The sequence below is a fragment of the Desulfatiferula olefinivorans genome, assembly GCF_054657895.1.
On record NZ_BAAHXV010000001.1, the window covers coordinates 1 to 15,887 of the forward strand.

11 protein-coding genes and 6 riboswitches are annotated in these 15,887 nt (G+C 56.3%); of the genes, 9 read left to right on the plus strand and 2 right to left on the minus strand.

Annotated elements, in window-relative coordinates:
- Positions 1-2,016 (minus strand): hypothetical protein (locus ACYQ11_RS00005; RefSeq protein ID WP_459921676.1); only part of this gene is annotated, 2,016 nt, incomplete at its 3' end.
- A 453-nt stretch (positions 2,017-2,469) separates the two neighbouring features.
- Positions 2,470-3,225 (minus strand): DUF6160 family protein, encoded by a 756-nt coding sequence (locus ACYQ11_RS00010; RefSeq protein ID WP_459921677.1) that lies wholly within the window; start codon positions 3,223-3,225, stop codon positions 2,470-2,472.
- Positions 3,226-3,266: 41 nt separating this feature from the next.
- Positions 3,267-3,355, minus strand: a riboswitch (cyclic di-GMP riboswitch).
- Between the two features lie 2,092 nt (positions 3,356-5,447).
- Positions 5,448-5,536: riboswitch (cyclic di-GMP riboswitch) on the plus strand.
- 44 nt (positions 5,537-5,580) lie between these two features.
- On the opposite strand from ACYQ11_RS00010, the gene ACYQ11_RS00015 reads away from it, so the two are divergent.
- The 9 genes from ACYQ11_RS00015 to ACYQ11_RS00055 all read left to right on the plus strand — a co-directional run bounded on the left by ACYQ11_RS00015 (position 5,581) and on the right by ACYQ11_RS00055 (position 15,865).
- Positions 5,581-6,297: a DUF6160 family protein gene (locus ACYQ11_RS00015; RefSeq protein WP_459921678.1), complete on the plus strand. Its 717-nt coding sequence runs from the start codon at positions 5,581-5,583 to the stop codon at positions 6,295-6,297.
- Between the two features lie 97 nt (positions 6,298-6,394).
- A riboswitch (cyclic di-GMP riboswitch) is annotated at positions 6,395-6,482 on the plus strand.
- A 34-nt stretch (positions 6,483-6,516) separates the two neighbouring features.
- Positions 6,517-7,431 carry a hypothetical protein gene (locus ACYQ11_RS00020; RefSeq protein WP_459921679.1) on the plus strand — a complete coding sequence of 305 codons (915 nt, stop codon included), beginning with the start codon at positions 6,517-6,519 and terminating at the stop codon, positions 7,429-7,431.
- Between the two features lie 45 nt (positions 7,432-7,476).
- Positions 7,477-8,205, plus strand: a complete 729-nt coding sequence (locus ACYQ11_RS00025; RefSeq protein ID WP_459921680.1) for a hypothetical protein — start codon at positions 7,477-7,479, stop codon at positions 8,203-8,205.
- 149 nt (positions 8,206-8,354) lie between these two features.
- Positions 8,355-9,107, plus strand: coding sequence for a C39 family peptidase (locus ACYQ11_RS00030; protein ID WP_459921681.1), 753 nt, complete (start codon positions 8,355-8,357; stop codon positions 9,105-9,107).
- Positions 9,108-9,170: 63 nt separating this feature from the next.
- Entirely contained in the window at positions 9,171-10,271 is a 1,101-nt protein-coding gene (locus ACYQ11_RS00035; protein ID WP_459921682.1) for a transporter, read from the plus strand.
- Between the two features lie 24 nt (positions 10,272-10,295).
- Positions 10,296-12,200 carry an OmpP1/FadL family transporter gene (locus ACYQ11_RS00040; protein WP_459921683.1) on the plus strand — a complete coding sequence of 635 codons (1,905 nt, stop codon included), beginning with the start codon at positions 10,296-10,298 and terminating at the stop codon, positions 12,198-12,200.
- A gap of 16 nt (positions 12,201-12,216) precedes the next feature.
- A complete protein-coding gene (locus tag ACYQ11_RS00045; RefSeq protein WP_459921684.1) occupies positions 12,217-13,734 on the plus strand; it encodes a hypothetical protein in 1,518 nt (505 codons plus the stop codon).
- Positions 13,735-13,866: 132 nt separating this feature from the next.
- Positions 13,867-13,946: riboswitch (cyclic di-GMP riboswitch) on the plus strand.
- Between the two features lie 72 nt (positions 13,947-14,018).
- Positions 14,019-14,104, plus strand: a riboswitch (cyclic di-GMP riboswitch).
- Positions 14,105-14,197: 93 nt separating this feature from the next.
- A riboswitch (cyclic di-GMP riboswitch) is annotated at positions 14,198-14,277 on the plus strand.
- A gap of 26 nt (positions 14,278-14,303) precedes the next feature.
- Positions 14,304-14,804: a DUF6160 family protein gene (locus ACYQ11_RS00050; RefSeq protein WP_459921685.1), complete on the plus strand. Its 501-nt coding sequence runs from the start codon at positions 14,304-14,306 to the stop codon at positions 14,802-14,804.
- A gap of 185 nt (positions 14,805-14,989) precedes the next feature.
- On the plus strand, positions 14,990-15,865 hold the full coding sequence (locus ACYQ11_RS00055) for a hypothetical protein (RefSeq protein WP_459921686.1): 876 nt from the start codon (positions 14,990-14,992) through the stop codon (positions 15,863-15,865).
- The last annotated feature ends 22 nt before the right edge of the window (positions 15,866-15,887 follow it).

The following is a 15,887-nucleotide window of genomic DNA, read 5'->3' on the forward strand; positions in this document are numbered from 1 at the left end:
ATACATGTAATAATCCGAATACCAGGTGGATTTGTAGCGGTTGAACCGCTGACGCAGGCCGTTGTAGTCGCTGAGCACGGCGGTGTCCGGGTCTTCCGCATCCCGTTCGTCGGTGGGGTAGAGGTATTCCCATGAGTCTGGATTGTCCTTGTTGACCAGGGCATAGATCCGTCCGTCGGGACGCAGGTAGACATACCAGGTTCGGCCGTCCATCGTCACGGTGTCCGCATCGGGATCGGCATAGTAATACGGTCCTTCTCCGCCGAAACAGCTGCGCACGGCCCAGTTGACGGTCCAGGCGGCAAGCTGGGTTTCACCCACGCCGGTGGGGTTGAAGGGCGTGTACCCGTTCTGGGCGGGGACCTGTCCTGTCCGGTTTCCGCCGTCGGGGGTCCCGTAATCCCCGGAACTGGGGCCGGCCAGAGCCCGGAGGATCGGGTAGTTCTGGTTCGCATCGTACTGATAGTCGCTCCGGTTGGCCGTGGTAAAGGGCACGTTGCTCCGGGACAGGTAGTTTTTGTCGGTATCTTTCAGGGAGATATCGTAAATTCCAAGGAGATTCAGCGTTTTGTATGTGGTCATGCTGATCAGGGAATCGTTGAGGGTCATGGCCTCGGTGTAGCCCCCGTGGCCGTGCTGGGTGATGGGGTTGGAGGCCTCGGCGGTTTCCCCGGAAGCGCCCCCGTCGGCAAAGCCGAAATGGGTGGTGGCGCCGGTCAGAAAGACCAGGCTTTCCAGCATGGAGGCGGGAAAGGCGCCGGAAGCTTCATCGGTGCGGTCCCGGCCCAGAAGATCGTGCCGCATCATCATGGTGATCGAATCTTCCACGCTCAGGGTGTCCGGGTCAAAGCCGATGCCGTGCAGGGCATCGACCATTTCCCGGAGCAGGTAGACCGGCTCCTCCCCTTCGGCGGTGTCGACCATGGAGATATCACGGTCGGACCGGGCCAGGAGCTGGGCCAGGTAGGGCATGAACTCCCGGACGGTCAGGCCCAGTTCGGTGTCGGAATAGATCGCGGCGGTGTCGGAGCTGTACAGCGGATCGGCGGTGTACACGTCCCCGTTTTCTGTGAAACGGCTTTCGAGGGTCTGAATCAGGGTTTTCACCTTGTCGGCGTTGGTCGATGCGTCTGCGGGATCGAACACGGCCGCCGTTTCCCGGATCACCTCGTAAAAAAACGAGCGGGCCGTGGGGTCGGCCATCATGGTGTTCATCCAGTTGATCAGGGTGTTGACCCCGGCCACCGCATTGCCTGCCCCGAGGTTTTCATCCAGGGCCGGATCGATGACGTCCCGGTTCACGGGGTCGCCGGCGGCATCGATCCACAGGGGATAGTCGGCCCGGATCATCAGTTTGCCCAACAAAGTCGCAAGATCATTGAAATCCCGATCGAATTCCGCCTCGCCGATATCGTCGATCAGCTCCTGCATGTCCGCAAGGATCGTCAGGGCGTCTTTTTTGTCGAGCATGCGCGAAACGACCTTCCGGGCCATGGCCGCCATATGAAGGTCTCCGGGACGCTGGTCCCCTTCCCACAGGGCGTCAAGAAAGGCATAGAAGGCATCGGCGTAGTCGCCGGGGGTTTGGCTGTAAAAGGCGCCGATGTCGGGGGGGCTTTCCACGAAAAAGGGCGCGCTTTCATCCCGGACCAGGCCCAGAAGGGCGGAGGCGTTGTCCGAGAGCAACAGGGACAGGGGCTGACTGTCGTCCCTCAGAATCCCCGCGGCCACCGTGGAAAAGGTGACAAAGTCATCGGTCAGATGGTCCACCGTGCAGGTCAGCCGGGGGTTGGTCTGTTTCGCGTCGATGCTGTCCCAGATGTCTTCCAGGGAACCCCGGCCGTCGAAGACCTCCAGGACCCTGAATCCGGCGTCCGGATTGTCGGTGTTCATCGGACCGTTATCCTGAAAGGCGGTATCGATGTTTTTGTCGTCATCGGCCAACATCCCGCAGGCGCACAGGCTAAGCAGGCAGCCCACAATACCCATCCATTTGATCAAACGATGTTTCATCATAAAAACCTTTTTCCCCGATCAAATCTTTGATCACGCTCGTCATGAAAAAAAACCGGGCCTTGCAACCCGGACGGTTCCGATCAGGACCGATGCGACATATCGGTCATATGTGAATCAATAAAGGTCATTTGAACGACTGTCAAGTTTCTTTCTGCATTGACGGTGATTTCATGGTCAGACAACGGAGAGCGGCCTTCGGTGGATAGCGTCAAGACCCCCGACAATGCAGGCACCGGGTCATAGAAACAGGCCATGGGCCGGCACGGTCCCTGTTCCGGCACGGCAACGGGCCAGGTCGACTGGTTGACCTTATATATAAGGGGGCCTCGGAAAAGAAAAAAGGATCATACCGGACGGCCTTGTCCTTATTCAAATAAAAAGCCCCTTCCGCAAACGTCTGAGGTTTGAGAAAGGGGCTTTACGTCAATCAGGGATGAGAATCAGGATATCAGATCAGTGAGCGGCGATTTCGACGTTGCCGCCCAGGATCGCCATGGCGCCGGCGCCCTTGGCGATGGAGATGAATTCAGCCCCGTCATTAATGGCGCCTGCTTTGGCAACGCCCACGGTGTATTCGTCAGCGGTGGTGGAGATCAGCAGGGTGGGCAGGCCAATGACCACACCCACGACATCCTGAGCCGCGCCGTTACCGTTGGTGGCAGCGCCGATGATAGCGGTTGCTTCGTCGTAGGTTAAACCGTTGGCCATCATGGTAGGTATAACCATACCGGGGACGGCATTATACCAATCTGCGATGGCGACGAGGTCCATGCTGGACAGGTTGTCGTTGAGGCCGGCCTGAAGCACGGTACAGGTCCCAACGTCAATGGTCAGAGCGGCTGCCTTGTTCCACAGGGTGATTTCAGCCGTTGCGGCATTGTTATCATGATCATACGTGTATGCATTGGCACCGGTTACGGCATTGAATCGGGTCTGGTAGACAGCGTCCGACGTCATGGCCAGGTATTGTTTCACAACGTGTTTGTCGCTGATCACGATTGAACCGGCCGTTCCGGTGGTACCGGTTTCATCCGTATAGGAGGTTGATCCGGTGAACTGTTCGATGACCACGTTGTCAACGGTGATGCTCACACCGGCCTGGCCGGTGGCGGCTTTCATGCCGGCGTCATCCATGGCGGTCAGTGCGAATACGGTAGGGGGGATGGCGAGAGATGCAAAGACGAGTAAACTGATAGCACGTTTTTTCATTTTTCTTCTCCACGTAAATAAAAAATTAATTTTAATTTACCAGAGGTAACCCGACCATCCGTATGGCAAGCATCACACGGATTCGATGGCTTTCCGTCACCGGATTACTCCGGCTTTGGTTTTTTCTGTGGTGTTGAAACGAACACGACGTCCGCACAAAGAATGATTCTAACTGGATCAAGCATGAATAATCGTCTCATGTCAATGATTTTCCTGTCTTCAAGCTTCAAGCATCCTTATATAGTAACAGGAAATCGGAACAGATAATAAGGATCGTCCAGGACGTCATTGCCCTGTTAAAGATAGGACAGCAAACATCGAAGGTTTCTACCGGCACCGACCGACTGCAATGGGTCGATCAGCCTTACTGGTACAAGACCGACACAACGTGCGGGTATGACGCCGATCGGGAATGCATCTGATATGAATGACGACGAAAAGACACCACTTCGGAACAATAGATCCCGAAGGGGTGAAACCGGAGCGTTCCCCGGGTGACAGAACATCACCCGCGGCAGCCTGTGCTCCTTGAACAGAGAGACGTAAACAAATACTTCACACACAAACTCTTTTAAAGAACCCGCTACAGGACGTTACACGTGGTCGTCGTACCGTCGATCAGCATCCGGTGTAACCGTTTATCACGAGAAATCCAGAATGGTCTGATCGGCCCCGGCCGACTCGATACGTTAATGCCCAGGTTGCTCAGGGCGTCAAGCGCCCCATGGGTTCGTTTTATTATTCGACCCCTCGAATAATGATGATTTGAAAAGCAACATGCATGCCACTTGCTGGAGCCGAAGACTAAATAATTGTAATTAAAGAATTTTATATAATTTCAGCATCAGGGTCGTAACCCTAATCCATGATTATTCCATAAAACTATGTTCCGCCTCTGTGAAACCTGCGTATCAATCTGTGAAGCATGCTTCACAATTTTTTGTGAACATGGCTACCCAGCATCACCTGAGGACTCGTGCTTTTGATGGTTATCCTTTCTAATAAAGAATAATGCACTCGCTCGCGTGCAGGCCGACGAGACGTTTACCGCCGCCAGAGGGTGCAACCGGCGTAGGACGAGACGGTCAGCCGGTTTCGGTCTCACGTGCTCGTGCGCGAGAACGTGAACGTGTACGTGAACGAATGCGACATGCGGTTGCTCTTGTCCCAATATCCCGCCCGCGCGCAGCAGGATCGTTTATTATCTGTTCTGATTAACCGAACGGCCGGCACCGGTGCCCGCTGGAAGCAGGGCAATGCGTACAATGCGTAGCCTGACCATCAGGGTGTCGGGACACCTTCCGCTCGCCTGCGCTCGCTGAAGCGCACGAAGGGCGCAAGGCAATCAAACGGGGGTACATAAACGGAGGCGTTGCTGATGCGGCGTTTGGGACGGGTGCGGCCGGAGCTGTGCGGCAGGCGTTCCCAGGCGGCGCCTGGGTAACACGGGAGGGGGCGAGGGGTAACCACAGGGGGACCTCAGGGGACCATCGGCTGATCGGGGCGGGTGCGCCGGAGGAACGTTTTGGGGGTACAATGCCATTTGTCCGCACGAACGATGTTTGCAAAAACCCTGTAATATCGGACGATTTCGCACGACCATAGCCTGTGAGAGCCCCATGATCGGCTCAAAAATCAACATTTTACCGGCCGGTGGGCCGACTGATGGCCAGGAGAGCCCCCGGCCATGATGATAAACAGTGTTTGCATTCATATATATCAATCGTTTGGCCCGATTTTTTGAGTGATCGTAAAATTTTATTTTCGAAAAAAGGGGAAAAATTCATTTGACAAAGCGAAAGTACTGCGGCTATACAAACATCATTCGACCCTACTATGACCGTACACAAAGTTTATCTTCGTACGTATTAGAAAACAATGTTTTTCAGTTTGTCAAGGTCAGCCGTCAATCCGGACGTCCATTGAAAACGAAAACAGGCCCAAAGAAAAATCATCATGGGCCACCCAGCCAACCGGTGTATGAGGTAGGCCGAATGTGTTCTTTCCAAAAATGATTGAATTTGTGGTTTCCGGCGGGTTACCGCCGTTCAACCGCTCGGGCCAAACGGCCCGGGGTATGAATCGTCAACCGAAATGTGGGGACATTTCATTTACAAGGAAAGGAGGCTTGGACACAGATAACACATTGAACACGCGTTGATTGGTCGTGTTTGAACCATTTAGATCCATTTTGTCCCGAACGCGGTGTTCGGGCCAAACGCCATAGAAAAAACCAAACCCGGAGTGATCCGGGGACGGAAAGCCAACGAGTCCGCACGATGCTTGCCGTGCGGATGGTCGGGTTGCCTCTGGTAAATTTAAAATTAATTTTTAATTTACTTGGGAGAAGAAAAAATGAAAAAACTTGCTATCAGTTTACTCGTCGGTGCATCACTCGCAATCGCCCCCTCCGTATTCGCTCTGACCGCCATGAGCGATGCCAACATGAAAGCCGCCACCGGTCAGGCCGGTGTGAGCATCACCGTTGACAACGTGGTCATCGAACAGTACACCGGATCAACCACTTATACGGATGAAACCGGTACCACCGGTACCGCCGGTTCTATCGTGATCAGCGACAAACACGTCGTGAAAACCTACCTGGCCATGACGTCAGAAGCCGACTATGAAGCTGACTTCCTTGCTGCTGCCGGCGTTGCCAATCTGGGTACCTGGAACAAAGCCGCCGCTCTGTCCATCGACGTTGGAACCTGTACCGTACTTCAGGCTGGTCTGAACGACAACCTGGCCGGTCTTGACCTTGGTGCCATCGCAACTCAGGCTGCTGCCGACGCTGCTGCTACCCTGGCCGGCCTCATGGCTGCCGGTAACTCCTATGACGAAGCTGCCGCCATCATCGGCGCCGCCACCAACGGTCACGGCGCAACTCAGGATGTTGTGGGTGTTGTTCTTGGTCTGCCCACCCTGCTGATCTCCACCACTGCCGATGAATACACCGTGGGCGTTGCCAAAGCCGGCGCTCTGAACGACGGTGCTGAATTCATCTCTATCGCCAAAGGCGCCAGCGCCATGGCGATCCTGGGCGGCAAAGTGGAAATCGCTGCTCACTAATCTGATATCCTGATCCTTATCAGTGATTGACGTGAAGCCCCTTCCCCAAACCTCAGACGTTTCCGGAAGGGGCTTTTTAATAAGACGGTAACACCATCGTAAGAAATGCCAAACCCGGAGTAATCCGGGGACGGAAAGCTTCGAGTCCGTGACAACACTGCCTCACGGATGGTCGGGCCGCCTCAGATCCACCCCCCAGGTTTTGACGAGGGCTAAGGAATGACAACGGCCAAGGCATGCATCTTCCTTCTTCTGATATCGACGATCACCATCGTCCCGGGCGCGACGGCGCTGGAAGCCCTTTCCCAGGGACAGATGAAACACGCCGTGGCCCAGGCCGGGATCAGTATCGCCGTGAGCGATGTGACTGTCGAAAATCACCTTGGCCATCTGACGGTCGGCAATCCCGATGCACCCGCTGAATTCATCAGCTTTCAGAACATCCATGCCCTGACGTCCATCAATACAGGCCTGGTCGACATGAACGGCGACGGACTCATTCACCCTCTTACCGTCGATGTCGGCGTGATCAACGACCAGGTGATGTTCATTGCCAAAAGCCCCGATCTGTCCATCACCACAGACATGACCATTGCCGGGATCGATTTTTGCGGCACCGCCGTCGGCAGCCTGTCCGTCCAGGACATGACCCTGTCGAATGTCCATCTGGCCATGGGTCCCCACGCCGGATCAAACGGCATTGATTTCGAACTGGGCCAGCGCCTGACCATCGCCGATCTTTCCTATGGTTACAACAGCACCGACAGTCTGACCCTGACCGGCATCGCCCTGGCCCAATCGTTCACCGGAGGCCTTCAGGCACCGGGGAGCTGGGTGCCCACAGGCGCATTCACCATCGGCAACGTGGCCGGGGGAAACCCCGCGACACTGGATATCGTCGCCGACAACCAGGCCGCCTGGACCTTTACGGATGCGGGCGGAGACCCCTATTCCGTTGACAACCCGCGATACAACACCGCCTACATTGGATTAAACCTGCCCATGTCCGGCTCGGTCCGCGTCGAAAACATCACCTTCGGCGGAAACGACATGGGCCTTCTGGCCATCGACAACCTGAACGTCCAGAAGCTTTACATTGAAATTCCCGGACGGGGCCTGGGCAAGACCCCGTAAGTCCGACGATCCTTATATTTAATGATATTGGAAATCAGAGACGCCATGACGAAGAATAACAACAAACACCATTTCAATGAATTTTTGTTGAAATACAGACTGGTCTACCAGTTGGTGTTCATGGTCGTTATGATCCTGTTTCTCTGCCCGCGAACGGTCCTCGCCGATCTCAAACCCCTGAGTGACGATCAACTCAAGTCCTCCACGGCCCAGGCGGGATTCACCAACTTCACCCTGAGCAATTCCACGGCCCGGCTCTTTCTGGACATCCATATCGACACCTACGCCACCATCGGCAGTTTCAGCGGCGGCTGGTACAACAACGGTTCGGGGGTGGGATGGGACCAAAAGTGGAACAATGTATCGATCGGCAACTCGGTCAGCGATTCCATGACCATCGACGGCCTGGTGTTCATCGCCGATTTTGACGATACCGCCGCGGCCAATCCCGTACTCGAACGCGTCGTTTTCGGTTCCAACCGGCTCCAGGGAGCGCTGACCGCCGATATGTCTAGCTTTTCGGGTATGTACAACGACGCCCTGACCGGCGGGGGCGGATCGCCGGTGTCGGTGAGCAGGACCGCGCTCAACCCGAACAACGGAGCCATAACCTTCAACTTCAACTCCAATGCCAGTGCTGCAGGCGACATGGGCCTGTTTTTTGTCCTGACCATGGAAGGGGCCAGGGCCGGGCTTCAGGTCGTCGCCGGTTACGATGAAACGGCGCTTAAGACGATTTCCCCGTCGCCCAATGAATGGTGGGACGCGCCATGATTCCCGGTCATTCATATCCATCCCCCGCCAGACGGAATAATGCCGTGCAAATCAACGGCGTTTCTGATAATGATCATCATCGCGAAAGGAAAGCTGCCAACCGGCTTTCCATCCTGCCTGATCGATATCGATAGATAGAGGGTTTACCAATGCATGTTGTCTTCGCATTCATGATTTTTGCAGGACTGATTTCAGGGTTTCATCCCTTTGCCGCATCCCCCCCGGGTGAGCTGAACCTGGCCGTGGGAACCAACGAGGCCCTGCGCATCTATCATACCGTCACCCCGCTGTCGGAAACCACCCATGCCTGCCTGCTCAAACAGAATTACGATTACAGCTGCGGCTCGGCGGCTTTAGGCACCATTCTCAACTCGTACCTGGGTGAAAATTTTACCGAAAAACAGATCATCCACGGCCTGATGGAATACGGGGACAAGGAGCAGATCAAAAAGCTTCGGGCCTTCTCCCTGTGGGATATGCAGAAATTCGTGGATGTCCTGGGTTACAAGGCCGGAGGGTACAACGCCGAGCTGTCCGACTTGAAAAATCCCGAACTCTGGCCCTGCATCGTTCCCATCGAACTGTTCGGATACCGGCATTTCGTCGTACTCAAGGCCATCCACAAAGACCGGGTCTTCGTGGCCGACCCCTGGCGAGGCAACGGGAGCTACACCATCGATCAGTTCATGAAGATGTGGTACAACAACATTCTTTTCAGGGTCTACCCCAAATACAACCGGGGGCTGACCTGCCTCTCCCTGACCGAAAAGGATCTGCGTTTCGTCGACAAAGACATGGAAAAAAGCCTGATGTTCGATGTCGACCGTCCCTTTGATTTGCCCAGGGAGTGGGAAGCTGTTTTTCATAAACCGAACACCAACGAATTCCGCTACAAGAATTAGCGGGTCGAGACGGATGATGACCATTAACACAAACGGACGAATCCGAACCCGGAGGGAAACCAGGTGATACGATATGTAAGCAAACGACTGATGGTACTGGCCTTTGTTTTTCTGTTTCTGCCCCATGGCCTGGTTGCCGAGGATGCCCCCGTGTTGTCGGCCCCGACGGCCGGCAGTGACATGGATGCCCTCAAGGAGCAGATCAAACGGCTGGAAGACAAGCTGACGCGTATGGAAGAGGAGAACGACATCCGGCGCCGGCTCGAAACCACGGAAGAAGAAAAAAGCTCGGACGACGAGGCCATCCTGACCACCGCCGGAAAGGACTATACCCTGATGAAACCGGGGCGTCTGGGGTTTGAATACAGCATGCGCTACGCCGGTGATGCGGCGGACAGCATCACCACCAGCAACACCAGTTCGGTGTCGGTCAATCACAACGCCTACCACACCCTGACCAACTCGTTTTTCATTGAATACCCGGTCAAGGAAAACCTGACCGTCAACAGCAATATCCCCTTTGTCTATCGCTACAACAGCCAGACCAATGCCGATGCCAAGGATACCTCGGATTTTGGAGACGTGTCCTTCGGCCTGCAGTTCCAGCCGGTGAAAAGCGGCGGCGGACGCCCCTCCTACATCGTGTCCGGGACCCTCACCTGTCCCACGGGGCGCAGTCCGTATAAAATAGATGCCGCCCAGGAGATCTCCACCGGCAACGGGGTTTATGCGCTGAGCATGGGCCTGAACATGAGCAAGGCCATCGATCCTTTGGTGGCCTTCGGCGGATTCACCTTGGAACACGGGTTCGAAACAACCCATCTGAACAGCAAGCAGGGCACCCAGGGTGAGGCGGGTATTTACCTGGCCGGGGTCAAGCCCGGGCAAACCCTTTCCCTGGCCATGGGTATCGGGTATTCGCTGTCCTACAAATCGACGCTGACCCTCAGCTACCAGTATTCCTATCAGACCAAAACCTCCTACGACTGGGTGGGTGCCGAAGACGCCAAATCCGAGGGGACCATATCGTCCGTGTTCAGCGTGGGCACCGGCTGGACCCTGTCCCCCAAGCGATCGGTAAACGTCCGCCTGGGCATCGGCCTGACCAACAACGATTCGGACTTTTCCCTTCAGGTCCGTGTGCCCTTCACCTACGAGCTTTAACGGCCGGAGACAGGAGAATTGTTTTTGCAGATTCCCAGTGCCATAGTCAAGCAGATCGGATGGGCCGTCCTCGGCCTTTTCGTGCTTCTTCTGCCGACACCGACCTTTGCCGTGTTCAACGAACAGGTGGCGGTGGACGCCCGGGCCATTTCCCTGGCCAATACCTGCACGGCGGACCCCCCCGGGCTGATGAGCGTTCACTACAACCCGGCGGGCCTGTCCCTGCTCGATGAAGGCAAGACCTTCGGCAACGGATTCGGCCTGCCCGTGATCCAGCGTACGGGCCGGTTCAAAACCGCCGATGATTTCGAAGGCTTCATGGGGGGGTACTGGGGACCGGATCCCGAAAAATGGCCTCAATACCAAGGCGAACGATGGAATGCGGAAAATGACCCCGACCGGGACCACGGCGGCGATGATCCTTTGAGCGGTACCTCGGGCACCAATTCGTCGGGCCGCATGTACCTGCCTTTCTACGGACCCATCGATTTTCTGGCGGCCCCCACCCTGGGCCTGGCCTCGCGCAAGCCGGACAGCCGATGGACCTTCGCCTACGCCAACTACGCACCCTACGGCGGCGGCATGGCTCACCGGGACAGCGGCGACCCCTTCCGGTTCGGCTGCAAGTCGCTGTATGCACAGCACCTGATCTATGCAGCCCCCACGGTCAGCTTCGCGGTGTCCGATACCCTGTCTCTGGGGCTGTCCGTCGGTATGGCCCAGCGGTCTATGGGCCTTGAGCTGGATGTCCGGACCCCCAACGAGCTGGTGGCCCTGACCCGTGTCATCGGCGACGCCACCAAGGATCTGGAAATCCCCGTGGTGTCCGAGCAGACCCTGCCGCCTCCCTGGCTGGGCGGCGGACTCGGCCCTTACGAACATGCCCTGAGCCTGTCCATGAACCTCCGGGACGACTTTGTCCCCTCCTTCAACCTGGGCCTGCTGTGGCGGCCCCGGTCCTGGTTTTCCTACGGCTTCTGCTACCAGAGCGAATCGGTCGGCGAAATCTCGGGCAAATACATCTGGGAATACAGCGAACAGTTCCAGAAGCAGGTCCACTGGAACTCACTGACCCCCATGACCATGGAGGGGGCGGGTATGCTGGATCTGCCCATCAACAAGGTGCCCTACCAGAGCGGCACCGTCACCGCCACCCAGATCTTCCCGGCCCGGGTCCAGACCGGTATCATGGTCCGTCCCCTGGACCGGATCAAGTTTTTGTTTGACGTGCACTGGGCCAACTGGGCACGGGCCGGCAAGGAAGACCGCTTCGTTTTCGACCAGCGCATCCAGCTTTTGCGCATCGCCAAAATGCTGGGCTATTCCCACGGGGCCTACACCTTTGTGGTGGACCGCAACATGCAGGACACCTGGCACTGGAGCACGGGTATGGAGTTTGACGTCAACGACAAGCTGACCCTGCGATGCGGCTATGAAAAACGGCCCACCTCTCTCCAGCACGATCAGTTCGACGCCCTGTACTTCATTCCCGACGCCGATTTTGTCGGCGCGGGCTTCGGCCTGAAGCTGCCCAACGGCATCGACTTCGATTTCGGTCTGGGCTATCTGTGGAGCAACCATTTCACGGTCTACAACAACGAAAGTACCAACATGAACTCCACGGACTTCACCCAGATCGGCAACCCCTTTGCCGGGCTGGACTACGAGCAGGACCTGTCGATTTACATCGTTTCCTTCGGGGTCACCATGCCCCTTGAGGTCCAGCTTGAAATGATGCACCACCAGCAGGAGATGATCAAGCACACCATTCACAAAATCAAGGGGCTGATTCACAAACTCAATCCCTTCAAAAAAGAAACGAGCCGTGAGGCGGCTCACGACACCCAGGTCAACACCATGGAGGAGAACGAGGACGACGAATTCAACCGCTATCTCGAACGCCTGTCGGCGGAATATCATGGGTTATGAAAAAAAAGGTTTGATTATGTTCAGATGTAACGATGTAAGGATTGGCTGGGCTATCTGTCTGCTGATCGTATGCGCTTTCTTTGTTTCGGGCGGTGTCGCCGCGGAGAACAGGGGTAAGCCGTCCGCTACCGTCACCAAACACTCCCTGGGCAAGGTGCCCCAGGATTCCAAGCTGTTCGGTATGACCACCAACCTGCCCGATGCCACGCATCTGGCCTACGCCACACGCGTTCAGGGTAAAATGTCCGTCCATGTGGACCGGAACAAGGGGCCGGATTTCGACGGCATTGCCCAGGGCACGCCCGTGTTCAGCCCCACGACCCATCGCCCGGCCTACATTGCGTTCAAAGGAAACAGGCAGTGTGTGATCGTTGACGGCAAACAGGGACCGGAGTTCGACGGAGTTTCGGACCTGATTTTTAGCCCCGACGGCAACCATTTCGCCTACAGGGCCCTTAAAGACGAAAAGCAGTACGTGGTGACGGATCACAAACCCGGAGATCCCTTCACCCATATCACGGCTCTGCCCGTGTTCAGCCCGGATTCGGCCCATCTGGCTTTTGCCGCCACCCGGGACAAGGACTGGCTTCTGGTGAAGGACAACCGGATTCTCGGGATGTTTTCCGGTGTCAAAGACGTGGGGTTCAGCCCGGATTCCACCCATCTGACCTGTGCCGTTCTCAAAGGCACGAGCTGGCACATTTATACAGACGGATTGACCGGCTCTCCCTATGAAAACGTCACCTCGATCACCTGGAGCCCGGATTCGGCCCGCCTGACCTATGTGGCCCAGAAGGCCAAGCATCTGCTGGTCGTCGAGGGAACCGACGAGCACACGGCTTACGCAACCGTGGGTCTCCCCCTGTTCAGTCCCGATTCAAGGCATCTGGTCTACCCGGCCCAGATCGACAGCCGCTGGGCGATGATTTTGAACGGCAAGCAGGGACCGGTCTTTGACCGTGTGGGGACTTACCGTTTCAGTCCGGACTCCCGTCGCTTTGCCTATCTGGGTATCAAAAAGAGCAAATTCACCATGGTCAGCGGTCGCGAAAAGAACCCCTATTACGCCCTGGTAGGCCCCCCGGTGTTCAGCCCGGATTCCAAACATCTGGCCTACACCGTCATCGACGACAAGAAAAGTTTCATCGTTCGGGACGGCGTTCCGGGCAAGGCCTATGAACGGGTCAAGGACCCGGTGTTCAGCGATGACTCCGGCCATCTGTACTACGAAGCCCTGAGCGACAAGCGCCTGATGATCGTTCATGATGACCGGGAGGGAACGCCCTCGTCGATCGTCGCCCATCCGACCTTCAGCCCCGACGGGCGTTATCTGACTTACATGGCCTTTCGGGACGACGCCTGGACGCTGGTCGTGAACCGGCGCGATATCGACATCGGCATTGCAAGCATCATCGACGGGGTGCCCATTGTTTTCGAGAATCCCGACGTGTTTCACCTGATCGGCGTGATGAACGCGCCGGACCCGGAATTTTTCCGGATCAGAATTTCCCTGCCAAAGGGAATGTTTGACTAAAGTTTCTCCCGCTTTGTGCCGATCATCGTAGCAGATGTTCTGCATGGACGGGATTGATCATGTTCTTTGACAAACCGGGACAGACCATGCCCGCCCTTTTGATTCAAAAGGACGGACATGGAGGTAAAAGGGCGACAAGCACGCCAAACCAGGAGTAATCCTGGGACGGAAAGCCACGGGTCCATGGTTCCATGGACAGCCGGGTTGCCATTTGTTTTATTGCTAAACCAGGGGTAACCCTGGGACAGAAAGCCACGGGTCCACATGGTGTGGACAGCCGAGCCGCCTCCACACGCCAAACCAGGGGTAACCCTGGGACGGAAAGCCACGGGTCCGCACCCCTTGAGATGCGGACAGCCGGGTTACCTGTAACAACAAACAGTAGACGTACAAGGCCAAACCAGGGGTAACCCTGGGACGGAAAGCCACGGGTCCCTATCGGTCACGATACGGACAGCCGAGCCGCCTCCTATGCCAAACCAGGAGCAATCCTGGGACGGAAAGCCACGGATCCATGATCCCATGGACAGCCGGGTTGCCTGTAGGACGTTGACAGAAAGGAGTTATCAATGAAAAAGCTTAGTTTCCTTATGATGATCGTATTGGGTCTTTCTATGGGTATGATGTTCGCTCCGTCCACGGGCTATGCCGTCATGACCGCGCTTACGGAGACGGGAATGCGCGAGGCAACAGCACAGGCGGGAATTGCGATTACTGCGGCTGATCGTGTGGCCCTGGACATGGAAATCGGAAGCCTGGTTTACGGCGATGCGGACGGAACCGACGGCCGTGCCGGTTACTTGAGCGTCAATGACGTGTCATTCCGGGGTGTTGTCGAACTTCCGGAGCCTGTATCCATCTCCGTGACCACCGAAGAAGACCTTTACTCCCACACCCTGGTGACCGGCATCAATATCAGTCTGAACGGCGCCGTGATCGACGTCGATCATTTCGATATCGGATCCATCACCGTGGGAAGGGAGCCGGGCGAAGGGAACAGTTTCGGAAGCATCAGCATCCGGGACTATCATGCCACAATCAGCGGAAACGTGCGGATCACGGCCCACTAATGGGCCCCCTGACCGGTCGCTCCTTTTACCTCCTTTTTTTCTGACTCCCACCTTTAGTCAGCTCCACGGAGACCGAATTCACGGCACACCGGGCACACCGCCCGGATGCGGTGACTCTGAACCGGACTGCAGACAAAGACGGGTCAGCCTGTCCCGGTTTGTTCCTGACGTATCGGAGAAAAGGAATGAACCGACCATCCATCCTGCTTTGCATCTGTCTGTGCCTCATGCTGCCCCTTGGGGTATCGGCCGCGCCCGTGGGCAATCTTTACGACCCCGCCCTGTGGGATGTCCGGCCCTTTGACCACAGCAGTCCCCTTTCTCTGATTGTCGGTGTGGATCTGGACCGCCAGAAAAACACCCTGCCCGAACAGATCCGCCGCTTTCCCTGGACCAACCCGAACAGTTCCCCCGCTGAAGAGCGCCATTACCCCCAGACCCGGTATTCACGGAACACCCTGTCCACCACCGGAGTAAAAATCGGTAAACCCCTGTCAGGCAACGCTCTGATTTACGGACTGGCGGGCGTGTCCGACGCAAAAATCGGTTTTCATTACGAAGACTGGACCGTCAGCCGGACCTTTGAAAGCGACGACACCTTCCGCTCCGGCCCGGACGTCTACTACGGTGTGGGCGCCAGTTTTCTCATGCATACCGAAACCTGGGACAGCACGGTTCCCTGGGCCCTGGCCATGGATGTCAAATACCGGCGGTTTGATATCGAGGAAGACAAACGAACGGCAAACGGAACCGCCTACGCCTGCACCCTCGATGAAATCCAGATCGCCTTCTCTGTGTCGGCCCGGCTTTCGTCCTTTTCACCCTATATTGGTGTCAAGGTGGCCAGCATCACCGGCGAGGAGACCTATATCAACGAGAACTACAGCACGGCGTATTTTCCCGAAGGATACATTCATTACGAAGACAAAATCACCTGGTTCAAAAACATCGGTTACCTCGCCGGCGCCAGCATGGACATCGGGGAATGGTTCTCCCTGGGCCTGGAAGTCCGGACCGGGGACGAGAAAGGCCTGGGAATCAATGCGACGACTCGATTCTGACGTTTGCCCACGCTTTAAAAAA

Excerpts from the sequence above, each read along its gene's own strand:
- ACYQ11_RS00050 (WP_459921685.1), top strand. The coding sequence starts at position 14,304 with ATGAAAAAGCTTAGTTTCCTTATGATGATCGTATTGGGTCTTTCTATG.
- ACYQ11_RS00055 (WP_459921686.1), top strand. The coding sequence starts at position 14,990 with ATGAACCGACCATCCATCCTGCTTTGCATCTGTCTGTGCCTCATGCTG.
- ACYQ11_RS00025 (WP_459921680.1), top strand. The coding sequence starts at position 7,477 with ATGACGAAGAATAACAACAAACACCATTTCAATGAATTTTTGTTGAAA.
- ACYQ11_RS00010 (WP_459921677.1), bottom strand. The coding sequence starts at position 3,225 with ATGAAAAAACGTGCTATCAGTTTACTCGTCTTTGCATCTCTCGCCATC.
- ACYQ11_RS00020 (WP_459921679.1), top strand. The coding sequence starts at position 6,517 with ATGACAACGGCCAAGGCATGCATCTTCCTTCTTCTGATATCGACGATC.
- ACYQ11_RS00030 (WP_459921681.1), top strand. The coding sequence starts at position 8,355 with ATGCATGTTGTCTTCGCATTCATGATTTTTGCAGGACTGATTTCAGGG.
- ACYQ11_RS00045 (WP_459921684.1), top strand. The coding sequence starts at position 12,217 with ATGTTCAGATGTAACGATGTAAGGATTGGCTGGGCTATCTGTCTGCTG.
- ACYQ11_RS00015 (WP_459921678.1), top strand. The coding sequence starts at position 5,581 with ATGAAAAAACTTGCTATCAGTTTACTCGTCGGTGCATCACTCGCAATC.